Annotated in this window: 11 protein-coding genes, 3 rRNA genes and 3 pseudogenes; 2 read left to right on the top strand and 15 right to left on the bottom strand. The window is 60.0% G+C overall.

The genetic code is table 11. The features are described 5' to 3' along the window. Nucleotides 1-39: 39 nt before the first annotated feature. From G7066_RS04240 to speB, 9 genes and pseudogenes are all read right to left on the bottom strand, one after another. On the bottom strand, nt 40-1,071 hold the full coding sequence (locus tag G7066_RS04240; RefSeq protein WP_166329315.1) for an HAD-IIA family hydrolase: 1,032 nt from the start codon (nt 1,069-1,071) through the stop codon (nt 40-42). Then, the gene (locus G7066_RS15730; protein WP_244303279.1) at nt 1,071-2,960 is read right to left on the bottom strand and encodes a hypothetical protein; all 1,890 of its coding nucleotides are present in this window, start codon (nt 2,958-2,960) and stop codon (nt 1,071-1,073) included. Before G7066_RS15730 ends, G7066_RS04240 begins: the two co-directional genes overlap by 1 nt. A gap of 111 nt (nt 2,961-3,071) precedes the next feature. Continuing rightward, nucleotides 3,072-3,188 (bottom strand): 5S ribosomal RNA (rrf, locus tag G7066_RS04230). A 133-nt stretch (nt 3,189-3,321) separates the two neighbouring features. Beyond that, a 23S ribosomal RNA gene (locus G7066_RS04225) occupies nt 3,322-6,423 on the bottom strand. Between the two features lie 493 nt (nt 6,424-6,916). Next, nucleotides 6,917-8,437 (bottom strand): 16S ribosomal RNA (locus tag G7066_RS04220). Together the 16S, 23S and 5S rRNA genes form the textbook arrangement of a ribosomal RNA operon. Before the next feature lie 481 nt (nt 8,438-8,918). Beyond that, nucleotides 8,919-10,310 (bottom strand): annotated as a pseudogene (locus tag G7066_RS04215) (pyridoxal phosphate-dependent decarboxylase family protein). Nucleotides 10,311-10,474: 164 nt separating this feature from the next. After that, on the bottom strand, nt 10,475-11,899 hold the full coding sequence (locus G7066_RS04210) for a purine-cytosine permease family protein (protein WP_166329313.1): 1,425 nt from the start codon (nt 11,897-11,899) through the stop codon (nt 10,475-10,477). Then, nucleotides 11,896-12,309 carry a YybH family protein gene (locus G7066_RS04205; RefSeq protein ID WP_166329311.1) on the bottom strand — a complete coding sequence of 138 codons (414 nt, stop codon included), beginning with the start codon at nt 12,307-12,309 and terminating at the stop codon, nt 11,896-11,898. The genes G7066_RS04210 and G7066_RS04205 overlap by 4 nt, the downstream gene beginning before the upstream one ends. 109 nt (nt 12,310-12,418) lie before the next feature. Continuing rightward, nucleotides 12,419-13,366 (bottom strand): agmatinase, encoded by a 948-nt coding sequence (speB, locus tag G7066_RS04200; RefSeq protein WP_166329309.1) that lies wholly within the window; start codon nt 13,364-13,366, stop codon nt 12,419-12,421. A 135-nt stretch (nt 13,367-13,501) separates the two neighbouring features. Here speB and G7066_RS04195 point away from each other — a divergent pair, with 135 nt between their 5' ends. Further along, complete coding sequence (locus tag G7066_RS04195) at nt 13,502-14,173, top strand: helix-turn-helix domain-containing protein (protein ID WP_341873854.1); 672 nt, start codon at nt 13,502-13,504, stop codon at nt 14,171-14,173. Here G7066_RS04195 and G7066_RS16860 read toward each other — a convergent pair. The 5 genes and pseudogenes from G7066_RS16860 to G7066_RS04175 form a co-directional block, all read right to left on the bottom strand. Next, nucleotides 14,101-14,535 (bottom strand): NAD(P)-dependent oxidoreductase, encoded by a 435-nt coding sequence (locus G7066_RS16860; RefSeq protein ID WP_280116237.1) that lies wholly within the window; start codon nt 14,533-14,535, stop codon nt 14,101-14,103. The genes G7066_RS04195 and G7066_RS16860 overlap by 73 nt on opposite strands. A gap of 83 nt (nt 14,536-14,618) precedes the next feature. Further along, nucleotides 14,619-15,092, bottom strand: a pseudogene (locus G7066_RS16855) (Rossmann-fold NAD(P)-binding domain-containing protein); the annotation flags it as partial. Between the two features lie 3 nt (nt 15,093-15,095). Continuing rightward, nucleotides 15,096-16,694 (bottom strand): thiamine pyrophosphate-binding protein, encoded by a 1,599-nt coding sequence (locus G7066_RS04185; RefSeq protein ID WP_166329307.1) that lies wholly within the window; start codon nt 16,692-16,694, stop codon nt 15,096-15,098. A gap of 106 nt (nt 16,695-16,800) precedes the next feature. Further along, a pseudogene (locus G7066_RS04180) lies at nt 16,801-18,155 on the bottom strand (MFS transporter). A 55-nt stretch (nt 18,156-18,210) separates the two neighbouring features. After that, complete coding sequence (locus tag G7066_RS04175; RefSeq protein WP_166329305.1) at nt 18,211-19,923, bottom strand: amidohydrolase; 1,713 nt, start codon at nt 19,921-19,923, stop codon at nt 18,211-18,213. A 151-nt stretch (nt 19,924-20,074) separates the two neighbouring features. On the opposite strand from G7066_RS04175, the gene G7066_RS04170 reads away from it, so the two are divergent. After that, complete coding sequence (locus tag G7066_RS04170; RefSeq protein ID WP_166329303.1) at nt 20,075-21,007, top strand: Lrp/AsnC family transcriptional regulator; 933 nt, start codon at nt 20,075-20,077, stop codon at nt 21,005-21,007. On the opposite strand, the gene tyrS is transcribed toward G7066_RS04170, so the two are convergent. Further along, nucleotides 21,004-22,317, bottom strand: coding sequence for a tyrosine--tRNA ligase (gene tyrS, locus G7066_RS04165; protein WP_280116236.1), 1,314 nt, complete (start codon nt 22,315-22,317; stop codon nt 21,004-21,006). The two genes, G7066_RS04170 and tyrS, sit on opposite strands and share 4 nt — an antisense overlap. Nucleotides 22,318-22,391 lie beyond the last annotated feature (74 nt).

Genomic DNA, 22,391 nt, shown 5'->3' with positions numbered 1-22,391 from the left:
TTTCCACAAGCTGCGCTCAGAAGTCCCAGCTGAATCCTTTTAGCGCCAGTGATCCTCATAGAGAATCTCAGGAACCTGAAGTCCATAGATCGCGAGCCCCGAAGCCCAAATCGCCGCACAACCTGCACGCAGCAGGTTGATCTGCGAGTCCCCCTCGGCAACCACCGAAGCGATATGGCCGTCCATGCGCACGCGCGCGCTGCCGACCCGCACTGACCCGTCTTTCAGCGTCTCCACCGATGGGTATGGTTCGTGCAGTTCAGCAAGCGACGCGACGATGTAGTCGGGCTGCATATCTTTCGATGCCGCAACAAGCTGCTTCGGCCGGTCCACACCGGTGAGCACATGCACGGAGGCGATGCCCGCGGCGCGCGCTCCCTTAATGTCGGTATCGAGACGATCGCCGATCATCAACGCGTTTCGGGTGCCAAATCGCTCAAATGCGGCCTCGTAGATCGGCGTCTCAGGTTTGCCCGCAAAAACAGGCAGGCGCTGCACAGCAGTGTGCACAGCTGACACGAGCGTGCCGTTGCCCGGCGCAAGGCCACGAGCAACCGGAATCGTCCAGTCGGTATTGGTAGCGATCCAGGGAAGCGGATCGCGGCCCGACTCCTCAGCAAGTGCAAAGGCAGCCTCTGCGAGATGTTCCCAACCGACGGAGGGATCAAACCCCTGCACTACCGCAGCAGGATTGTCGTCGGCGCTCCGCGTGATCTCGAAGCCAGCTTTGCTGAGTTCATCGGTGAGGCCCTCACCACCAACCACGAGCACACGAGAACCGCGCTGGATCGTTTCCGCGAGCAACGCAACCGCGGCCTGAGGTGAGGTCACCACGTCAGACGCCTCGGCCCGCAGACCGAACCCGCGCAGCTGTTCGGCCACTGCGCGGTCGCTACGGGAGGCGTTGTTTGTGAGATACCCGAGGCGGATCTCTGCCCGGTTCAGCTGCTCCACAGCGTTCGGGATCGCGCCCGGCCCGCGGTACACAACTCCGTCAAGGTCGGTGAGGAGCAGTTGCCTCCCCTCGATTGGAGCGGGATCAAACGCCGAGCTCTTGTTCCAGAAGGCCATTATTTAGCCTCCTGTTCGTTTCCGTCCTGGTTTTCTGCGCTCAGCTCATCACTGTCAATGATTCCAGCCTCGGCAAGCAACTCATCGACCTCGTCTTCGATCGAAATGTCGGCGACCGCAGGCTCTGCATCATTTCCTGCAGACTCATCCGCGCTGTCAGCGAACGCCGAATCTTCGAGGATCGCCTCGCCAACAGAGTCGTCCCCCTCGTCGGCAGCGTCTGTGTCTTGAGAAAGGCCTGTGTCTTTGGAAACATCCGCGTCGCCGGTTGGGTCTGCGTCCTGCGCAGCATCGGTGTCGTCGCTGAAGTCTTCGTCAGTTTCTTCGACCGCATCGTACTCTGTCTCATAGATCTCAAAGACCTCAAGCTCGTCGTGTGCCCCGACAAGGTTCTGCACCGCGTTTGCGGCTTGCTCCGAACGAGCCTCCCACTCTGCGGCTTCGCTCTCACGTCCAAGATCCTCGAGCACCGCGGCATAGGCGCCAAACAGGTGTGAGCTCCAGGAGAAGGCCTTCGCGGGGTTGAGCTCAGGAATCTCCAGTTCGAAGAGTGCCTGCTGAGTCTGGCCCAAGTCGAGACGCGCACCGGACATCGCAATTGCGAGGTGCACACGCTGCTCGGTATCCAGCGTCGATGCGTCTGCCGCAAGACCCGTCTCGATCGCACGCTCGGGGCGGCCAAGACCGCGCTCGCAGTCGACCATCAACGCAACGTGGTTGTCGAGTCCGCTTAGGCGTCGATAGGTGCGCAATTCACGCAGAGCGAGCGCAAAATCGCCGGTGCGGTAGGCGGTGATAGCGAGGGTTTCGCGAGTGACCGGGATCCGGCCCGCACGGCGACTTGCCGAGAGTGCGTGCTGGTGCGCGAGCTCGGGATCCTCTTCAATAAGGAACGCGACCATCGCGAGGTGCCGCGCTACCCGCTCCTGAATATCGGCTTGCAGCGTCTTGAGTTCGTTACGTGCTGCGGGGTGCAGGTCGCGAGGCTGAACCTCTTCGGGAATCACCGGGTCTTGGTGACTGGCTCGCACGGGGCGAAGCTCGTGCTGCAGGCGCTCTGCCTCGGTGAACTCGCGGTCACGGCCGCCGCGGTCACTGCGGTTGTCGCCGCGAGTGCCGCCTCGGCCGTAGCTCGCGGCGCTTCCGCGCTGCTCGCGAGAACCGCGGTCGCCGCGGTCGAAGTCACGACGCTCCGGGCGTCCGCCGTCGCGCTGCGGACGGTCATTGCGGTCACCACGATCATAGTCGCGGTGCGGGCGATCATTACGCTGGGGTCGGTCGCTACGATCAAAGGAACGCTGCGGACGATCCCCACCCGACCGCTGGTCGCGACCGCCTCGGGCGTCACGCCGCGGGCGATCGTTGCGGTCGAATGAACGCTGTGGACGGTCGTCTCCGGAACGCTGCTCGCGGCCACCACGATCATCACGGCTGTAGCCGCCGCGCTGTCGACGCTGCTCGTCACGACCGTAGCCGGGACGGTCTGAGCGCTCGTCACTCCCATAGCTCGAGCGCCGGGGACGGCCGTTGCGGTCGTAGCCGCCACGCTCCTCCCGCCCACCGCGGTCGTCACGCTGCGGACGCTGGTCATCACGGCCGTAACCCGTGCGCTGGGGCCGCTCGTCACGACCGTAGCTGGGACGTTGCGGACGTTCATCCCGACCATAGCCGGAACGCTGTGGCCGATCCTTACGATCGAAGTCTCTCCTGGGACGCTCGCTGCGGTCATGGCTACCGCGCTGTTCCCTACCACCGCGCTCGTCTCGCCGAGGCCGATCGCTGCGGTCATAGCCGCCACGCTGGCCACCGGCACCACGCTGGCCACCGCGGTTGTTGCGATCTCGGGGGTCGCGGTCGGACCGGTCGTTCCTCTGTGGACGGTCGTTCATGTTATTTCTCCCGAGTTGTCGCTGTTTAAGTAAGAGTCTATAAATGCGAAAAGGGCTGTGTAGTGAGAGCCAGCTTTGGCAATCACTACACAACCCTCCTCTTGAAAAGTTGTCCGGCGGTGTCCTACTCTCCCACGAGGTCCCCCTCGCAGTACCATCGGCGCTGTCAGTCTTAGCTTCCGGGTTCGGAATGTGACCGGGCGTTTCCCTGACGCTATAACCACCGTAACTCTATTGACATGTCCCACACCCCACTTCATTTTAGGAGTGTGTGGCCGTACGTCAAGAACCACAAAGCGGACGCGATTATCGTTACAAAATTCTCTCATGTCCCCACCCACCCTGAAAGAGTGTTGGGGTTGAAGTCAAGTCATCGGCTTATTAGTACCAGTCAGCTCCATGAGTTACCCCACTTCCACATCTGGCCTATCAACCCAGTCATCTACTGGGAGCCTCACCACCACAAAGGGTGACGGAAATCTCATCTCGAGGCCGGCTTCCCGCTTAGATGCTTTCAGCGGTTATCCATCCCGAACGTAGCCAACCAGCCATGCCCTTGGCAGAACAACTGGCACACCAGAGGTTCGTCCAACCCGGTCCTCTCGTACTAGGGTCAGATCCTCTCAAATTTCCAACGCGCGCAGAGGATAGGGACCGAACTGTCTCACGACGTTCTAAACCCAGCTCGCGTACCGCTTTAATGGGCGAACAGCCCAACCCTTGGGACCAACTCCAGCCCCAGGATGCGACGAGCCGACATCGAGGTGCCAAACCATGCCGTCGATATGGACTCTTGGGCAAGATCAGCCTGTTATCCCCGAGGTACCTTTTATCCGTTGAGCGACAGCGCTTCCACAAGCCACTGCCGGATCACTAGTCCCGACTTTCGTCCCTGCTCGACCTGTCAGTCTCACAGTCAAGCTCCCTTGTGCACTTACACTCGCCACCTGATTGCCAACCAGGCTGAGGGAACCTTTGGGCGCCTCCGTTACTTTTTAGGAGGCAACCGCCCCAGTTAAACTACCCACCAGGCACTGTCCCAGAACCCGATCAGGGTCCGTAGTTAGATATCCAATATGACCAGAGTGGTATTTCAACAATGACTCCACAAGAACTAGCGTCCCTGCTTCACAGTCTCCCACCTATCCTACACAAGCCACACCGAACACCAATACCAAGCTGTAGTAAAGGTCACGGGGTCTTTCCGTCCTTCTGCGCGTAACGAGCATCTTTACTCGTAGTGCAATTTCGCCGAGTTCACGGTGGAGACAGCTGGGAAGTCGTTACGCCATTCGTGCAGGTCGGAACTTACCCGACAAGGAATTTCGCTACCTTAGGATGGTTATAGTTACCACCGCCGTTTACTGGGGCTTAAATTCAAAGCTTCGACCCGAAAGTCTAACCTCTCCTCTTAACCTTCCAGCACCGGGCAGGCGTCAGTCCGTATACGTCCACTTGCGTGTTAGCACGGACCTGTGTTTTTAGTAAACAGTCGCTTCCCACTGGTCTCTGCGGCCACCACACCCTTTCGGAGTAAATCCTAATAAGTGGATGGCCCCCTTCTCCCGAAGTTACGGGGGCATTTTGCCGAGTTCCTTCACCATGATTATCTCGATCTCCTGAGTATTCTCTACCTGACCACCTGAGTCGGTTTGGGGTACGGGCAACAGCAAACCTCACGTCGATGCTTTTCTCGGCAGCATAGGATCACCTGCTTCCCCATACGGGTCCGCATCATGTCTCACCCAAAGCCGAAAACTATTAATAATCGACAGGCTACACATTTACACCGGGACAACCATCGCCCGGCACAGGCTACCTTCCTGCGTCACACCTCACGCTCACCACCCGAGTTTGGGTTCGCAGCCTCCACCCCACATCACCCGAAGGATCCGTGAAGCTTCAGTTTGCTTAGCACTACTCGTTAGGTCTTTGACGGTTTACCGCCGGTACGGGAATATCAACCCGTTGTCCATCGACTACGCCTGTCGGCCTCGCCTTAGGTCCCGACTTACCCAGGGAAGATTAGCTTGACCCTGGAACCCTTGGTCTTCCGGAGGACGGGTTTCTCACCCGTCTTTCGCTACTCATGCCTGCATTCTCACTCGTGTGGCATCCACGGCTGGTTCACACCGCCGCTTCACTCGCCACACGACGCTCTCCTACCCATCCATACGGCTGGACCACGAAGGCCTACCTGTTATATGAATGCCACAACTTCGGTGGCGTGCTTGAGCCCCGTTACATTGTCGGCGCGGAATCACTTGACCAGTGAGCTATTACGCACTCTTTCAAGGGTGGCTGCTTCTAAGCCAACCTCCTGGTTGTCACAGCAACTCCACATCCTTTTCCACTTAGCACGCGCTTTGGGACCTTAGTTGGTGATCTGGGTTGTTTCCCTCTCGACAATGAAGCTTATCCCCCACTGTCTCACTGCTGCGCTCTCACTTACCGGCATTCGGAGTTTAGCTGACGTCAGTAACCTTGTAGGGCCCATCGGCCATCCAGTAGCTCTACCTCCGGCAAGAAACACGCAACGCTGCACCTAAATGCATTTCGGAGAGAACCAGCTATCACGAAGTTTGATTGGCCTTTCACCCCTATCCACAGCTCATCCCCTCAGTTTTCAACCTAAGTGGGTTCGGTCCTCCACGCGCTCTTACACGCGCTTCAACCTGGCCATGGATAGATCACTTCGCTTCGGGTCTAGGACATGCGACTGAATCGCCCTATTCAGACTCGCTTTCGCTACGGCTACCCCACACGGGTTAACCTCGCCACATATCGCTAACTCGCAGGCTCATTCTTCAAAAGGCACGCTGTCACACCTACAAGGGTGCTCCAACGGATTGTAAGCAAACGGTTTCAGGTACTATTTCACTCCCCTCCCGGGGTACTTTTCACCTTTCCCTCACGGTACTAGTCCGCTATCGGTCATCTGGGAGTATTTAGGCTTATCAGGTGGTCCTGACAGATTCACACGGGATTTCTCGGGCCCCGTGCTACTTGGGATACACACCACGCAGTGCCACCATTTCGGATACGGGACTCTCACCCACTCCGGTCCGCCGTTCCAAGCGGTTCTCCTATAGCTACACATTCACGTCGAGTGGCCGGCAGACCACTCAGGCATGTCCCACAACCCCAACCATGCAACCCCTGCCGGGTATCACACATGACTGGTTTAGCCTCATCCGGTTTCGCTCGCCACTACTACCGGAATCACATGTTGTTTTCTCTTCCTGGGGTACTGAGATGTTTCACTTCCCCCCGTTCCCTCTACCCGCCCTATATATTCAGGCGGGAGTCACCAGGTACGCAAGCGCCCTGGCGGGGTTTCCCCATTCGGAAATCCTCGAATCACAGCCCGTTTATCGGCTCCCCGAGGCTTATCGCAGATTACTACGTCCTTCTTCGGCTCCAGATGCCAAGGCATCCACCGTTTGCTCTTAAAAACTTGAAATCACATAAGCATAATCATCATAAAAAGACACACACCAAAAAATGGTGTGCGACCAATGAAATTAAAAATAAAGTATCTCAAGACAAGACAAGCACTACTCTCCGCGAAGGAGAGAAGCACATCCTTGTCTTGAAAGATGCTCGCGTCCACTGTGTAGTTCTCAACGTACGGTCGATCCCCGCGCCATGGACAACATGTTCCACAACCCAGGGTCGAAGACTCAGTTCCCACACCAACAACCACTCCCCAAATTCAGGGAACGACCATTACCGTGGTGGCTGGGCCTTCAGGACCCAATAGTATGCACTTAAGTAAAGCCTTCACTCGAGTCGCCCACCTGTTCCGACCAGACCCACAAAGGATCCGGTGTACTAACACAGACGAATGAATCAAGACTTGTCTTGTCGAATGTTCCACCCATGAGCAGCTCGCAGTGAACATTCGCCACTGTTCGAGCCATTCTGCAACCCACAAGGGGTTGAGTGCTCCTTAGAAAGGAGGTGATCCAGCCGCACCTTCCGGTACGGCTACCTTGTTACGACTTAGTCCTAATCACCAGTCCCACCTTCGACGGCTCCCTCCACAAGGGTTAGGCCACCGGCTTCGGGTGTTACCGACTTTCATGACTTGACGGGCGGTGTGTACAAGGCCCGGGAACGTATTCACCGCAGCGTTGCTGATCTGCGATTACTAGCGACTCCGACTTCATGGGGTCGAGTTGCAGACCCCAATCCGAACTGAGACCGACTTTTTGGGATTCGCTCCACCTCGCGGTATCGCAGCCCATTGTATCGGCCATTGTAGCATGCGTGAAGCCCAAGACATAAGGGGCATGATGATTTGACGTCATCCCCACCTTCCTCCGTGTTGACCACGGCAGTATCCCATGAGTTCCCACCATAACGTGCTGGCAACATAGGACGAGGGTTGCGCTCGTTGCCGGACTTAACCGAACATCTCACGACACGAGCTGACGACAACCATGCACCACCTGTTTACGAGTGTCCAAAGAGTTGACGATCTCTCGCCCGTTCTCGTATATGTCAAGCCTTGGTAAGGTTCTTCGCGTTGCATCGAATTAATCCGCATGCTCCGCCGCTTGTGCGGGCCCCCGTCAATTCCTTTGAGTTTTAGCCTTGCGGCCGTACTCCCAGGCGGGGAACTTAATGCGTTAGCTACGACACAGAACCCGTGGAACAGGCCCTACATCTAGTTCCCAACGTTTACGGCATGGACTACCAGGGTATCTAATCCTGTTCGCTCCCCATGCTTTCGCTCCTCAGCGTCAGTTACGGCCCAGAGATCTGCCTTCGCCATCGGTGTTCCTCCTGATATCTGCGCATTCCACCGCTACACCAGGAATTCCAATCTCCCCTACCGCACTCTAGCTTGCCCGTACCCACTGCAGGCCCGGAGTTGAGCTCCGGGTTTTCACAGCAGACGCGACAAGCCGCCTACGAGCTCTTTACGCCCAATAATTCCGGACAACGCTTGCACCCTACGTATTACCGCGGCTGCTGGCACGTAGTTAGCCGGTGCTTTTTCTGCAGGTACCGTCACTTTCGCTTCTTCCCTACTAAAAGAGGTTTACAACCCGAAGGCCGTCATCCCTCACGCGGCGTTGCTGCATCAGGCTTGCGCCCATTGTGCAATATTCCCCACTGCTGCCTCCCGTAGGAGTCTGGGCCGTGTCTCAGTCCCAGTGTGGCCGGTCACCCTCTCAGGCCGGCTACCCGTCGTCGCCTTGGTGAGCCATTACCTCACCAACAAGCTGATAGGCCGCGAGTCCATCCCCAACCGATAAATCTTTCCACCCACACACCATGCGGTGATAGGTCATATCCAGTATTAGACGCCATTTCTAGCGCTTATCCCAGAGTCAGGGCAGGTTACTCACGTGTTACTCACCCGTTCGCCACTCTTCCACCCAGCAAGCTGGGCTTCATCGTTCGACTTGCATGTGTTAAGCACGCCGCCAGCGTTCGTCCTGAGCCAGGATCAAACTCTCCGTAAAAAATTACATGCCCACGACCAGCGGAATAAGCTAGAACGTGAACGAGTTCAACCTGACAAAAAAACAAACATCATTACTGACGTTCATATATGTTTTGTCCAAAAGGAATCGCCATCAACCAACCACAAAACGTGATCAGCGACGGGATAAATAATTGGCATTTGACAATTAAAGTGCACACTATTGAGTTCTCAAGGACCAGACACCCCCGTACACACCCAACCGGGCTTCCGAAAAGCAACCTGTCAAACTTACCACACCCGATTTCATCTTGCAAATCCGTGTTGGAATCAAATTCCCTCACATGCAAAACTCACTCGTTCCGAAGACCGAGTTCCACGAGCTGTGGCGGTAAGTCTTGAGCGCAACGTTATCAGCGGGCCGCTCTCGCTGCCCGCTCCGTCGCGCTGACAAGAGATAACATTACGGGGATCCACCCTCCCCGCAAGCTGCGCCCCCTACCCGGGCGTGTCGCACCACGTTACGCCATTGTGTCCAGGATCGCGGTGAGCTGCTCGAAGGTGGTGAGCGGGTTCACAATCGCAAAGCGAGTGTTGGGCCGCCCCGGTATGAACTCGGTACGACAAACGCTTGCTGGTCCGCCAAGAGTCGGTCGGACCACCTGTTGTAGTCCTCTCGCTCCCACCCGTCACGTTCGAACACCACAACGGAGAGTTGTGGATCCCGAACCAAAGTCAGCCCGGGTCGACGCGCGATTTCCTCGGCAATCTGGCGCGCGAGCAGGATCGCGTGTCCAATCGCTTCGCGGTAGGCCGCTGCGCCATAGGTCGCGAGCGAGAACCACAGCGGAAGTCCACGAGGCCGCCGCGTCAACTGCGCCGCGTAGTCGGAGGGGCTCCACTCTGCTGCCTCAGTCAGGGTGTCGAGGTACTCTGCGTGCTGGGTGTGCGCACGACGCCCAATTTCGGGGTCGCGGTAGATGAGCGCGCAGGCATCGTAGGGCGCAAAGATCCACTTGTGCGGATCAACGATGACGGAATCAGCGGCTTCCACACCCGCGTACAAATGCCGCGTCAGCGGGGAGAGCATCGCGGTGAGCCCGTAGGCCCCGTCAATGTGGAGCCAAAAGTCGAAGTCTTGCTTGAGCGCCGCGATTCCAGCAACGTCGTCGACGATCCCAAAGTTTGTGGATCCGGTGGTGGCCACAACAGCGATGACCTGATCACCGTATTGCTCAAGCGCCTCGCGCACCTCGGGAGCACGCAGCACTCCGTCATCGCTCACGGGAACGGCGACCACGTCAACGTCCATGACTCGCGCAGCGGATGCAATCGACGAGTGCGCCTCCGCACTGCACACGATCACCCAACGACCGCGCGGAGCATCGCGATCGTCAATACGCTCCCGCGCGTATTCTCGGGCAGCAACGAGCGCTGACAGATTTCCGATTGTGCCTCCCTGCACAAACACGCCACCCGATCCCGAAGGTAAGCCAAACTCATTGGCCAGCCAGGTCAGCACTTCATTTTCAGCGTGCACCACCCCGGCCCCTCGAGCCACGAGCCGCCGTAGAGCGCGCTCGCGGACACCACCAGGTCGAACGCAACCGCGGCCTTCGAAGGGCACTCGGAATGAACGACAGGAACTGCGGGTGATCAGTGGTGATACACGCGGGTGCGAGCACGTGCTCAAACACGGCAAGCGCCCTGGAAGCCCCGATCCCTTCTTCGTTGATCGTAGTGCCAGCGATGCGCTTGAGCTCGGCCGCCGTGGCTGCATGGTCGAGCGGCGTGTTGTCTGCGAGGATTCTGCGCCGGGAGTATTCGAGGACCTGATCCACAATTCGCCGGGTCTCGTCTGAAACCGAGTGCATGCGGGTGTGATCCGCCTCGGGTGTGCTGCCCAGTGACATCCAGAACTCCTCATCTGTCTCCAAGATCATCTCGGGTTTGAGGGGTCTGAGGCAAGCCCCGCTTCGTCTTGGCCAACTGGAACAGCAAAGCGAGCCGAAACCGTGGACGGCTCCAAGGAGTCGACTCGCTTCTGAGCAGATCGACAGCTAGCGAGAGTCAGCGGTCACCCACCTAACCGCAGCGCTGCGGTCTCGTCAGCGCCATCGAGCAGGTGTCCCGTTGGCTGCGCATCGCGCGGATCCCGGAGGCCCATCGCACCATTATGGCCGATGAGCAGCATCAAACCTAGGTAGAGCAAAAAACTCACGGCGAACGCCGGAATGTTCGCGCCAATCGGGCTCGGGGTGATGTATGCCAGCAGGTACGACAACACGGCACCGATCACCCAGACGGCAACAGCAACCCAGTTCACACCACAGAGATACCAGTAGCGACTCTCAGGTCGCTCGTGCAGAATCTGGCGGGAATAACCACGTTTTTTCAGGAGGTAATAGTCAGCGATCATGATCGCAAACACCGGCACGAAAAACGCGCTGATCACAAACAGGAAATCAGTGAACTGGTTCAACAGACCAAGGAACGTCGAACCAATGACCGAGACGGCCCCGAGCACCAGCGCGGTCGGCAAAAATTTCAGGTGCCACTTGGACTGCGCATTGACCACTGAAGTCACCATCCCGAACACCACCATGGTATTGGTCGCCATCACCGACAAGAAAATGGCGATACCGAGCGGCCAGCCAAAGTCAGCAACAATGACAGTCGGATCAAACGGCGTCGCCTCGTGCCCGCGGAGCAGCACCGCGGAGAAGGCGACGAGCCCGAGGAACATCGCAATCGAGGTCGACAGCGTGTAGCCGATCCCCGACCCAATGATGCCCGCTTTGCTGCTCTTTGCGTGCCGGTTCATATCCGCCGAAAGCACTGTCCAAGAAATCGCGGTTGCGATCACCATGTCGAGCGTGATGAACGGGGTGCCGCCAAGCGAGGCGTCGACCGGGATCGCCGCAAACTCAGACGGCGAGAACGCTCCGAATGCAGTCGCGAACACAAACCCCATCACAATGAGGATCGCGAGTGCGAGCCAGGGCTCAACCCGCGAAATGCCGGTGTGCCCAAAGATGGCGAGCACCACAACAATCGCTTGGCAGAGCGCGGAGAACAGCATCGGGTTTGAGAACCCAGTCGCCTCGTGCACGAGGTAATTCACGGTGACGCCAGCGAGCATCGCCTGCACCCAGCTCCAACCCATCAGGATGATCAGGTTGGCCGCCGCTGGAAGCACACTGCCACGGATGCCAAATGAACCACGCGTCAGCGCCATGGTCGGCAGACCGGTGCGGGTTCCCATGTTGCCAACAAGCACAAGCACCACAACGCCAATCAAAGTACCCACCACGATCATCGCGCTCGCCGTGCCAAACGACACGGCGGGTGTGAAGAGGGTTCCGGTGAGCAGCGTGGTGACCACGAGGTTAGCCGCGAGCCAGATCATTCCGATGCGGAGCAACGACTGCGTGCCGCGTACGGGACCGGCGGAGTCGTCGTCGCCGTCGAGGTTGACGGCCATGGTTTCTGGTGAACTCATGATGCCGCCGCCTCAGTTTCAGGCGTCGTTGAGAGGTGCTCGTGGATCGCCGTTAGTGACCCGTCTTCGTCGGCGCGAAAGATGATGCTTTCCCGCTCGACATACGAATCGGGGCCGTCGTTCGAGTCGATGCTCGTGGCGACGGTGTGGCTGAAGACCGCGCCGCCCGGAAACGCCTGCACGAGGCGATCAGTCGACGTGCACGCGGTGACCCGCCAGCCTGCTTCAAGCCACGAGGACCAGAGCTGCTCGTATGCCTCGCGCGAATCAAGGCGGGCGGCCTCTGGATGAAAGATGAAGGTCGCGTCGCTTGCGAAACCAGCAAAGTATGCTTCGGTATCGGTGTCTGCGAACGCGCGAATAATGTTGTCGGCCGCGGCAAGGACTGCAGCTTCGCTTGGTGTGTTCATAATATTTCTCCCCGAGAATATTGGGTTGGCGATACGCCGTTGAATTGAGTTGTAAAGTGCGGCCCCCGGGCCCCTGCCTATCCGAGGAACCGCACCTCAGGCGGAAGTTCTAGTCGCGTGCTGCCATAGCACTCACCAGTTCATAAACAACGTGGCTCGCAGCCACGGCGGTGATCTGCGCGTGGTCGTATGCAGGAGCAACCTCAACGACATCGGCACCGACGATGTGCAGATCTGCGAGCCCGCGAATGAGACGCAGCATCTCACGACTGGTCAGACCGCCGGCCTCCGGGGTGCCGGTTCCGGGAGCATGCGCGGGATCGAGCACGTCAATATCGATCGAGATGTAGAGGGGTTTGTCGCCCACTCGCTCGCGGATGCGCTCGAGGGCGGCAGGCACGCCGTTCTCTTCGATAAACTCGCTCGTGACGATCTGGAAGCCGAGCTTCACGTCGTCTTCCAGGTCACCCTTGCCGTAGAGCGGACCGCGAGTGCCACCATGCATGCTGGCGGTGAGGTCGATGAGGCCCTCTTCTGACGCCCGACGGAACGGAGTGCCGTGTGTGGTCGGGGCACCAAAGTACGTGTCCCAGGTATCAATGTGCGCGTCAAAGTGGAGGACAGCGACCGGGCCGTGCTTCTTGTTGATCGCACGCAGCAGCGGCAACGCGATGGTGTGGTCGCCACCGATCGTGACGATCTTGTCAACGCGCTCGCCCAACTCTGTCGCGGCTTCCTCGACCTGACGGACTGCCTCGTCGAGGCTGAACGGGTTGGCAACAATATCACCCGCGTCAACGACCTGCTTGACCGCGAACGGTGAAACGTCTTGCGCGGGGTTGTACGGACGCAGCAGACGCGAGGCCTCGCGTACGTGTGTTGGGCCAAAACGGGCACCGGGCCGGAAACTCACACCGCTATCAAACGGCACCCCAACAACTGCGATGTCTGCGGCGGGCACGTCTTCGATACGTGGCAGCTTTGCAAATGTTGCGATGCCCGCGTAGCGGGGCGTGAGACTTGCATCGACCGGCCCCTGCGGGGTGTGATCACTCAAGATTATTTATCCCTTCGAGTTGCATGGCAGTAAACTTGTGAAGTCTGGTAGTTAACTTTCTCACACTATAGGCTGGAATCCCCCGCGCGGTCAAAGCCGTGCCCCGAAATCTCGCAGATTAAGGACGGTCAGACCGTGCGCCCAGTCCACCCAACAGCGGACGAAGGCAACGTGCAAATCGGCGCAAAGCTCCGCACCGCACGCACTTCGCAGCGGCTCACACTGGAGCAGCTCGCGACGGCCACCGGCCTCACGAAGGGATTCATCAGCAGGATCGAGCGCGACGACACTCTGCCCAGCGTGCCGACACTCGTGCAACTCTGCCAGGCACTCTCGCTGCCAATCGGCAGCCTTTTTGAAGAACCGAACATTCAACGCATTGCGCTGGCGGATGCACCCCACATCAACATGGGCGGAGAGCTCGTGGATGAGCGGCTCGTCACCCCACGATCCGTTGACGAGGTGCAGGTGATCCGCTCATCCCTCAGACCGCACGCCACCGGCGGCGACACCCTCTACACGGTCAACTGCACACTTGAGGTGCTCCACGTCATTTCCGGCCGCCTCACACTGGTGCTCGTGGGGCGCGAGGAAGAGCTGCAGGCTGGCGACACCATCACCTTCCCCGGTCCAACTCCGCACACCTGGCGCACCGACGACGAGGGGCCGAGATTACCTGGACCCTCGTGCCCGCGGCGTGGAGCGGATCGGCCTAGCCTTTCCACTCCTGGTCGTTATGCCCCCGGGCGATTAACGGGGGTCTCTGGAATGCCCGCCAGTTGCATTGCCACCGCGTTTTGCGCCTGAATGCGTACATACTCGATCTCGGTGCGCGCGGAGAAATAGGCAATGTGCGGGGTCAACACAACGTCATCTCGGCCCAGCATCGGATGGTCGGGTGCCGGGGGTTCTTGCTCAAGCACGTCGAGGGCTGCCCCCGACAGGTGGCCCGCATCGACCGCGGCAGCGAGTGCGACATGGTCAACGAGCGCTCCTCTCGACACATTGACGAGCACTGAACCTCGCGGCATCGCCGCGATAAACTCCGCATCAACCATGCGCTCGGTCTGCGGGGTGAGCGGCAGGTGAAGCGAGAGCACGTTGGCAGTTGCTCGCACCTCTTCGAGTTCTGCACGACGAACACCCAAGGCCTCGAGCTCGTCGCGCACCTCGGGGTATCGGGCAGCATCGGGTCGTAGCCAACGACGTCCCCAAACAGCGGCCCGGCGAGACGGACGAGTTCACGCCCGATCTTGCCAAGCCCGATGATACCGAGGGTGGTCTCGCTGAGCCGCGGCGGAGCTGCGGGAGCGCGGTCGTTCCAGTTGGTCGGGTTCGCAGAGTTCGTGTAGAAGTTCAGCTGGCGCACACTCGCGAGCAGGATCGCGAGTGCGTGGGTCGCCACCTCCTCCGTCGCGGCACCGGGAACGTTGGTGACCCAGATACCGCGTTCGGTGGCGGCCTCGATGTCAACATAGTCAAACCCCATCGACATGAGTGCAATGAGCTTCAGCTCGGGCAGCGCCTCGATTACGCGGCGCGGAATCTCTGCGTAACCGGGCAGTAGGACAGTCGCCCCCTGAGCCCCGGCGATAATCTGGTCGGGGTCACGCGTGCCCAGCACCCGCACCTCAAAACCGTTCGCCTCGAGCAGTCGGATTCCCGGGGTGGGATCCGTGTCGTCAACATCGGTGTAGACCGCGATGGGTCGTGTGGATGTCGTCATGTTTCACGCCCCCTGATTCGTCGAGAAGGTGTTCTGATCGATATGGATTAACTGCAGGCCACCCGAGGCAACAGCCGCGTCGACCGCCGCGGAGAGCTCAGCTGCGTCAGTCACCCGCGTTCCCCTGCCACCAAAGGCCGTCGCGACGGCGGCCCAATCGGGCTGCGCAAGATCAACACCAACCGGCGCGATGCCAGCGTCAGCCTCGTTTTGCTTGATCTCTGCATAACCGCCGTTGTCAACAACAATCACGGTGACGTCTTCACCCTGCTCGACCACGGTGATGAACTCATTCATTGAGAACATCAGCGCGCCGTCGCCGGTCACAACAAACGACGGACGGTGTGGGGCTGCGATCCGCGAGCCGAGCGCCGCTGGCAGCCCGTAACCGAGTGTGGCGTATGTTGCCATGTAGGGGGTCGAGTTTGCTTCGGCGACGGTAAGCGTATTGAGTAGCCCCCAGTAAGCGATCTGCGACGAGTCGGTCGCCACGATCGCGTTCGCCGGCAGCGCCGCAGCAATCGCCTCGGCAAGCTCTGTGTTGACAGCCGACAGCTCCGCCGACTCGGCACGCACGGCAGCACGGATCTCACGCACCCGGGCTGCAGTCGTCTCGAGGAGTTTTGTGTCCGCTCCGCGATCCTGAACCGTCGCATTGAGAGCAGCGAGCGTCGCGGCCGCGTCGCCAACCAGCCCGATATCTGCCCGCTGGTTCTTTGAGATCTGCGACTCGAGCAGGTCTACACGAATCACCGTGCCCGCTGCTTCAAGGGCGGAAACCCACAGCTCGGCCTCCCCCAGCTTTGAGCCGACAACCAACAACACGTCAGCTTGCTGCGCGACCTGACGGCCCGCCGCTAGCCGCAGGCAAGAACCGACGGCAAGCGGATGGGACTCATCGAGCACACCCTTTGCGTTGAGTGTTGTGACGACCGGCGCGCTCAGGCTCTCGGCGAGCGCCCGAAGCTCGGCAGTAGCCCCGCGAGAGCCGCCGCCCGCAAGAATCGCGGGGCGCTCGGCCGAGGCTAGCAGCGTCGCCGCCTCTGCGACGGCCTTTGAATCTGCGGCCGCGGGTGCGGCGAATACACGGGGTGCGGTGGCCGCCTCGGCGAGATCGGTCACCTCTTCAAGCACGTCGAGCGGCACCTCGATGTAGACCGGGCGAGGCCTGGACGTTGCGAACAGCTCGAACGCATCGTGCACAGCGGCGACCGCCTCCTCGGCAGAACGAACGCGGCGCCCCCACTCGACAATCGCGGAGGCAGCGCTGAGCTGATCCTTCGTCTCGTGGAGCGTGCCAACGTCGGCGAACTCCGCACCGAGCGCGGGTCCGGGTGACAGCAGGATCATCGGTCGCGACTCGCAGTAGGCGGTGCCGGCCGCAGAGAGAGCGTTCAGCAGTCCGGGGCCGCTGGTGGTGATCACCACACCAGGCAGGCCGGTCTGCAGAGACCAGCCATCGGCACCGTAACCCGCGCCCTGTTCGTGACGGGTTGTAACGGGACGGATCCCGAGCGAGGTGAGCGGCCGGTAGAACTCAAGGTTGTGGGTGCCTGGGATACCAAAGACCGTGTCGATGCCGTAGCCGCGAAGGGTCTCCATGACGACCCAGCCGGTCGTGCGCTTGGGGTGGTTTGCATGTGTTCCTCGAGTTCTTCAGAGTGATGGGGCGATCTGCCCCTCGCATTCGCGAGGGGCAGATGCGAGGTTACGAATCAGAGATGTTGACTGCAGTGGTGTCGGTGCGGGCCGTGAAAGAGCCCGTGACCGGGGCGGTGTCGGAGTGCTGCGGCGCGAAACGCACGCCGATCCAGGCGGCCAGGGTGAGCAAGCCGAAGAAGGCGACCACTGACCAGAAGTTGCCGTCGGTAACGACAAGCAGCAGCGAAGCGATCGCGGGAGACAGGCCACCCCACACGGCAGCACCAATGCCATAGGACAGCGACATCGAGGTGTACCGAGCCTGGGGGCGGAACATCTGCGCCATCAGGGTCGACAGCGGGGCCCACGCACCACTGAGCGTGACACGAATCAAGATTACGAACAGCCAGATCAGAGCTACGTTCTTTGCCTGGATCGAGAGCACCAAGGGGATGATGACCAGGAATGAGGGAATAATGCCCAGGTACATGACCCACTTCACACCGATCTTGTCGCCGAGCGCTGCAATCGGCAGGGTAACGACCATCTCCACGAGCGAGGCGACCGTCAGAGCCCCAAGAATGATCCCGGGATCAAGGCCGATCTCGGGGTATCAGCGTAGTTCTGCACGAATGTGGTGGCGATAACGTAGCCGCCTGAAGACATCGCAATGATGCAGAAGCCGAGCAGAATCGGTCGCCAGTTGTTCTTCAGCGCGAAGAGAATCGGGGTCGACTGCTCTTTACCCTCCACTTTTTGTTCGAACACTGGGGTCTCTTCAACGCGGTAGCGCACCCAGAAACCGACGGCAATCAGCACGACGCTGAAGATGAACGGCAGGCGCCAGCCCCAGCTCAACAGCGTTTCTTCGCCCAGACCAGAAAGCGCCCAGAACGCACCCGTTGCCATTGCGGCACCGAGTGGGTTGCCGACCTGGGTGAAGCCACCGTAAAAGCTCTTCCACTTCGACGGTGCGCTCTCGACGGCCATGAGGCTTGCGCCACCCCACTCGCCGCCGACCGCGAGCCCCTGCAGCATTCGGCAGAGAATCAGCAGGACCGGTCCCCAGATGCCAATCGTGGCGTACCCCGGCAGCAAACCGACAAGTGTCGTGGCAACCCCCATCAGCACGAGGGTGATGGTGAGCGCTGGTTTGCGTCCAAGCTTGTCGCCAATGTGACCAAAGATGATGCCGCCGAGTGGCCGCATGAAGAAGGCAACCGCGTAGGTGCCGAACGACGCGAGCGTCGCAAGTGCAGGATCAAGATCCGCTGGGAAGAATACCTTCGGGAAAATGATCGCGGCTGCGGTGGCGTAGACGTAGAAGTCGTACCACTCGATGGAGGTGCCTACGAGCGCGGCAAAACCTCCCTTCAAGGCACGCTTATGCGTGTTCGGCTGGGACGCCGTAGTTGTGGACATATGAGCTCCTTTGCTGGACATGGAGAGGGGTCGTGCGTGGTGATCAGCGTGCGGTTTATCGGGCGAAGACACGTTCGCCGCCGATCCAGGTTTCTGCGATGCCGACCTGGGCGAGCTCAGGGATCGGTGTTGCGTGCGGGTCACGGTCAAGCACTGCAAAGTCGGCGCGTTTGCCAACTTCGATGCTGCCGAGTTCGTCTTCGCGTCCGAGTGCGCGGGCAGCGGAGATAGTGTGCGCGCGCAGCGCCGTGTCGAGCGAGACCGCAAGGTCGTCGGACCCGAGTTGCGTGCCACGGCGGGTGATCCGCGAGACAGCTGCCTGGATCGCTTCCATGGGCCGAGGATCGGCGACCGGTGCGTCCGAGGAAATCGTTACGGGCACACCCGCGCGCTCAAACTCGCCGAGCGGGTTGAAGCGTTCACCGGGAGTGCCGACTGCCTGCTCAACTCCCTCACCCCAGTTGTAGTGATGCTGTGGCTGATTGACGGGCATAATGCCGGCAGCGGCCATGCGCGTGATCTGCTCAGGGGTCGGCAATCCACAGTGCTCGATGCGGTGGCGGGCGTCCGCATCGGGGCGCTCCGTCTGCGCTGCTTCGATTGCGGTGATGACCATTTCGAGTGCCGTGGGTGACTGCGAATGGGTCGCGGTTTGCAGGCCAGCGCGGTGCGCCTTCGCGATGAGCTCGGTGTAGTCGCGGGGGTCGTGGTACAGCTGACCGGTGCGGCAGGGGTCACCGACATAACCGTCTGGGAAGTAGGCAGTCCAGCCACCAAGCGTGCCATCGGAGTAGAACTTGATACCGGCGAAGCTCAGGTATTCGTTGCCGAACTGACCGTGCAGCCCCATCTCGATTGCTTCTTCGAGCAGATGCGAGAGCAGGTACATGCTGACGCGCACCTTCAAGTCCCCCGACTCGGCGAGGCGCAGGTACATGTCGAACTCACGACGGCTGACCTGCGCGTCGCCGATGGTGGTGACACCGCCCTCAAGGAAGTTCTCCTGAGCCGCCGCGAGCTGGCGTTTGTGCTCGTCGGGCTCGTCAGCGAGGTGGAAATTCGGGCCGTGGTGGCCGATCTTCACTCCTTCGAGTCCGGTCAGCACGTTGCACGCAGCGTCAGACAGCTCGCCGGTGAGTTCACCGTTGGCATCACGGAAGAATTCGCCACCCTTTGGGTTGGGGGTATCACGGGTGACGCCGTGCAGCTCGAAGGTGTAGCTGTTGACCACACCACCGTGGCCGGAGGCGTTCATCAGGTAGACCTCGCGGTCGGTCGCGACCTGATCGAGCTCAAAGCGGGTTGGGTGGCGGCGCTCGGCGAGGTTACGCTGCTCGTAGCCGTAACCTCGAATCGGTCGGCCGGCGGGCAGTTCCTTTGCAGCCTCAGCGAGGAGGGTTACGATCTCAGGGATCGAGCTCGCTTTGTCGGGTCCGCAGTCGACCCAGCTCATCATCTGGCCGAGCATGAGGGGGTGCGCGTGGGCATCGATGAAGCCCGGCACCACCGTCTTGTCGCCGAGGTCTATGAGCTCGGGATCAAGTGCGCTGATCCTGCCCGCCGCCTCGCGGCACTCCTCCACAGCTCCAACGTGGTGGATCCGATCATCAATCACGAGAAACGCTTCCGGCGTTGAGGCGCTGTCATCAAGCGCGTGGATGCGCTCGGCGGTAACAATCTTTGGTGCAGCCAGCGTGGGGCCTGGGTGAAAGCAAGTTTGCGCACGGTGAACTCCTTTGTTGCGAATCGATATGAGAATACGCAACATTCACGGTGCTTGCAGACCAAAAATTGCTGATGGATCACCTGAAAGCAAAATTGTCACGCATGCTCACCATATTCGCTTCGATTACTGCAAATATTGATCACAACTCGCTTTTATGCCACACGCATCGGTTTGCCTCTGAGACAATTTACCCGTGGATAGCTTTGACGAAGACCTCATCCGGGCGCTGCAGCTCGACGGTAGGGCACAGTTCTCAACTCTGGCGAACGAACTCGGGGTACATCGCACCCTCGTTGCCCAGCGAGTCAATGAGTTACTCGAATCAGACGAGATCCGAGTCCTCGCCGCTGTGCACCCCAGCGCCGTCGGGCTGCCCGTTCAGGTGAATCTGCAGGTGCGCATCAGCGGGCCAACGACCCCAGTGTTTGAACGACTCCTTGAGTTTCCAAATGTGGTGTTTCTCTCAGAAATTAGCGGCCAATCGCAGGCAGTGGTTGAGGTCTGGGCCGCCGATCTCGAAGATGTCGGCCGCTCCGTTCGTGAGATCCAAGCCATCGAGGGTGTCGTCGAGGCCCAGTTCACTATCTACGACCGCGTACTGCGCAGGCTGCGCCTCGGGCGAGATCCTGAGCCCAGCGACCTTGTGTTCGACGACTTCGATATCGCGCTCATGGCAGAGCTGCAGACTGACGGGCGACTCACCTTTGGTGAACTCGCGCGACGTACCGGGCGATCAGCCTCCGCTTGTCGGGCCCGAACTCTCCGGCTGTTGGAGTCTCGAGTCATGCGTATTGGCGCCGTGCGGCGACGGCGCACGGCTACAAGCTCCGTACTCTCCGGCTTTGGCGTCATGCTCACTGGCCAAGAAGACACACAAGCCTCGGTCGAGAAGATGCTGCTTGAGCTGCCTACCATCGAGTTCGCGGCGCGCACCCTCGGACGCTACAGCATCATTGCGACCATCGCCGCAAGATCTCTGCCCGATTTCACTGACATCGCGCGCCGAATACGAGAGCACCCGAGCGTGCACCTCGTAGAAACTTGGATACACGCTCACGTGTGGTTAGAGCGCTATGAATGGGGTATGGATCGGATCCTGCAGCACGCGCGGGAAGAAACAAGTTAGGCGCGCACACCCGCGAGAGTCTTTTTGCCGCGGCGCAGGACAGCAAACTCACCATACAACAGGTCTTCGGTGGCGAGCGTCTGATCTTCTGTGGTCACGGCAACGTTGTTCACGTACACCCCACCCTGCTTGATCGCCCGGCGTGCCTCACCGAGGCTCTTGACAAGTTCGGCGTCAACCATCAGCTGCGCGATTGACGCACCGGCAGTGCCCATTGCCTGGGGAAGCTCGCTGAGAGCCGCCCCGAGGGTTGCCGCATCGAGCGCGGCGAGATCCCCCTGGCCAAACAGCGCACCGGAAGCATCGATAGCACCCTGGGTCGCAGCCGCACCATGCACGAGCGTGGTGACTTCGAGCGCGAGGCGCTTCTGGGCAGCTCTTTTGAACGGCTCCTCTGCGACCTGGCGCGCGTACTCTTCAATCTCGGCGCGAGACATGAAGGTGAATACTTTCAGGCGATCCACCACGTCAGCATCGGCCTGGTTGAGCCAGAACTGGTAAAACGCGTAGGGCGAGCACATCTCGGCGTCGAGCCAGATGGCGTTGCCCTCGCTCTTGCCAAACTTGGTGCCGTCGGAGTTCGTGATCAGCGGCGTGCCGATCGCGTGGGCCGACGCACCCTCGACCTTACGAATCAGGTCGGTGCCGCTCGTCAGGTTGCCCCACTGGTCGCTGCCGCCCGACTGCAGCACGCAGTCGTACTGGCGGAAGAGCTCCAAGAAGTCGAAACCCTGCAGAATCTGGTAGCTGAACTCGGTGTAGCTGATGCCCTCTTCGGAGTTGAGACGGGCAGCAACAGCGTCCTTCTTGAGCATGGTGCCAACGCGGAAGTGTTTGCCGATCTCGCGCAAGAAGTCGATTGCGCTGAGCGGCGCAGTCCAGTCGAGGTTGTTGACGAGGCGCATCGCGCTCTCGCCGTCCTGCGACAGGAACTTAGAGACCTGAGCCTGCAGGCGGGCAACCCACTCGGCAACAGTATCGAGGCTGTTGAGCGTGCGCTCCGCAGTGGGGCGAGGATCGCCGATCAGTCCGGTGGAGCCGCCCACCAAACCGAGAGGCTTGTGTCCCTTAAGCTGCAGTCGACGCAGCAGGAGTAGCTGCACGAGGTTGCCTAGGTGCAGGCTCGGTGCGGTCGGGTCGAACCCGCAGTAATAGGTGAACGGCTCGCCCTCGAGCAGGTTCGACAGAGCTTCAGCGTCGGTCGACACATGGATCAGCCCACGCCACTCCAGCTCTTCCCACAGGGTGGCAAAGCTGTCGTCGTTCTTCTGGGCCGACAGGATCTCGGTGCGTTCATTTACTACAGACACGCCAGCCATCGTACCGCGTTCACAGGGCACTCTCATCGAATACGCGCAGCTCCGCAAGGATCCCCACCCGAGAG

The sequence above is a fragment of the Leucobacter coleopterorum genome (assembly GCF_011382985.1).
In the GTDB taxonomy this organism is placed as follows: Bacteria; Actinomycetota; Actinomycetes; order Actinomycetales; family Microbacteriaceae; genus Leucobacter; species Leucobacter coleopterorum.
This window is presented reverse-complemented; position numbering and strand designations above follow the sequence as displayed.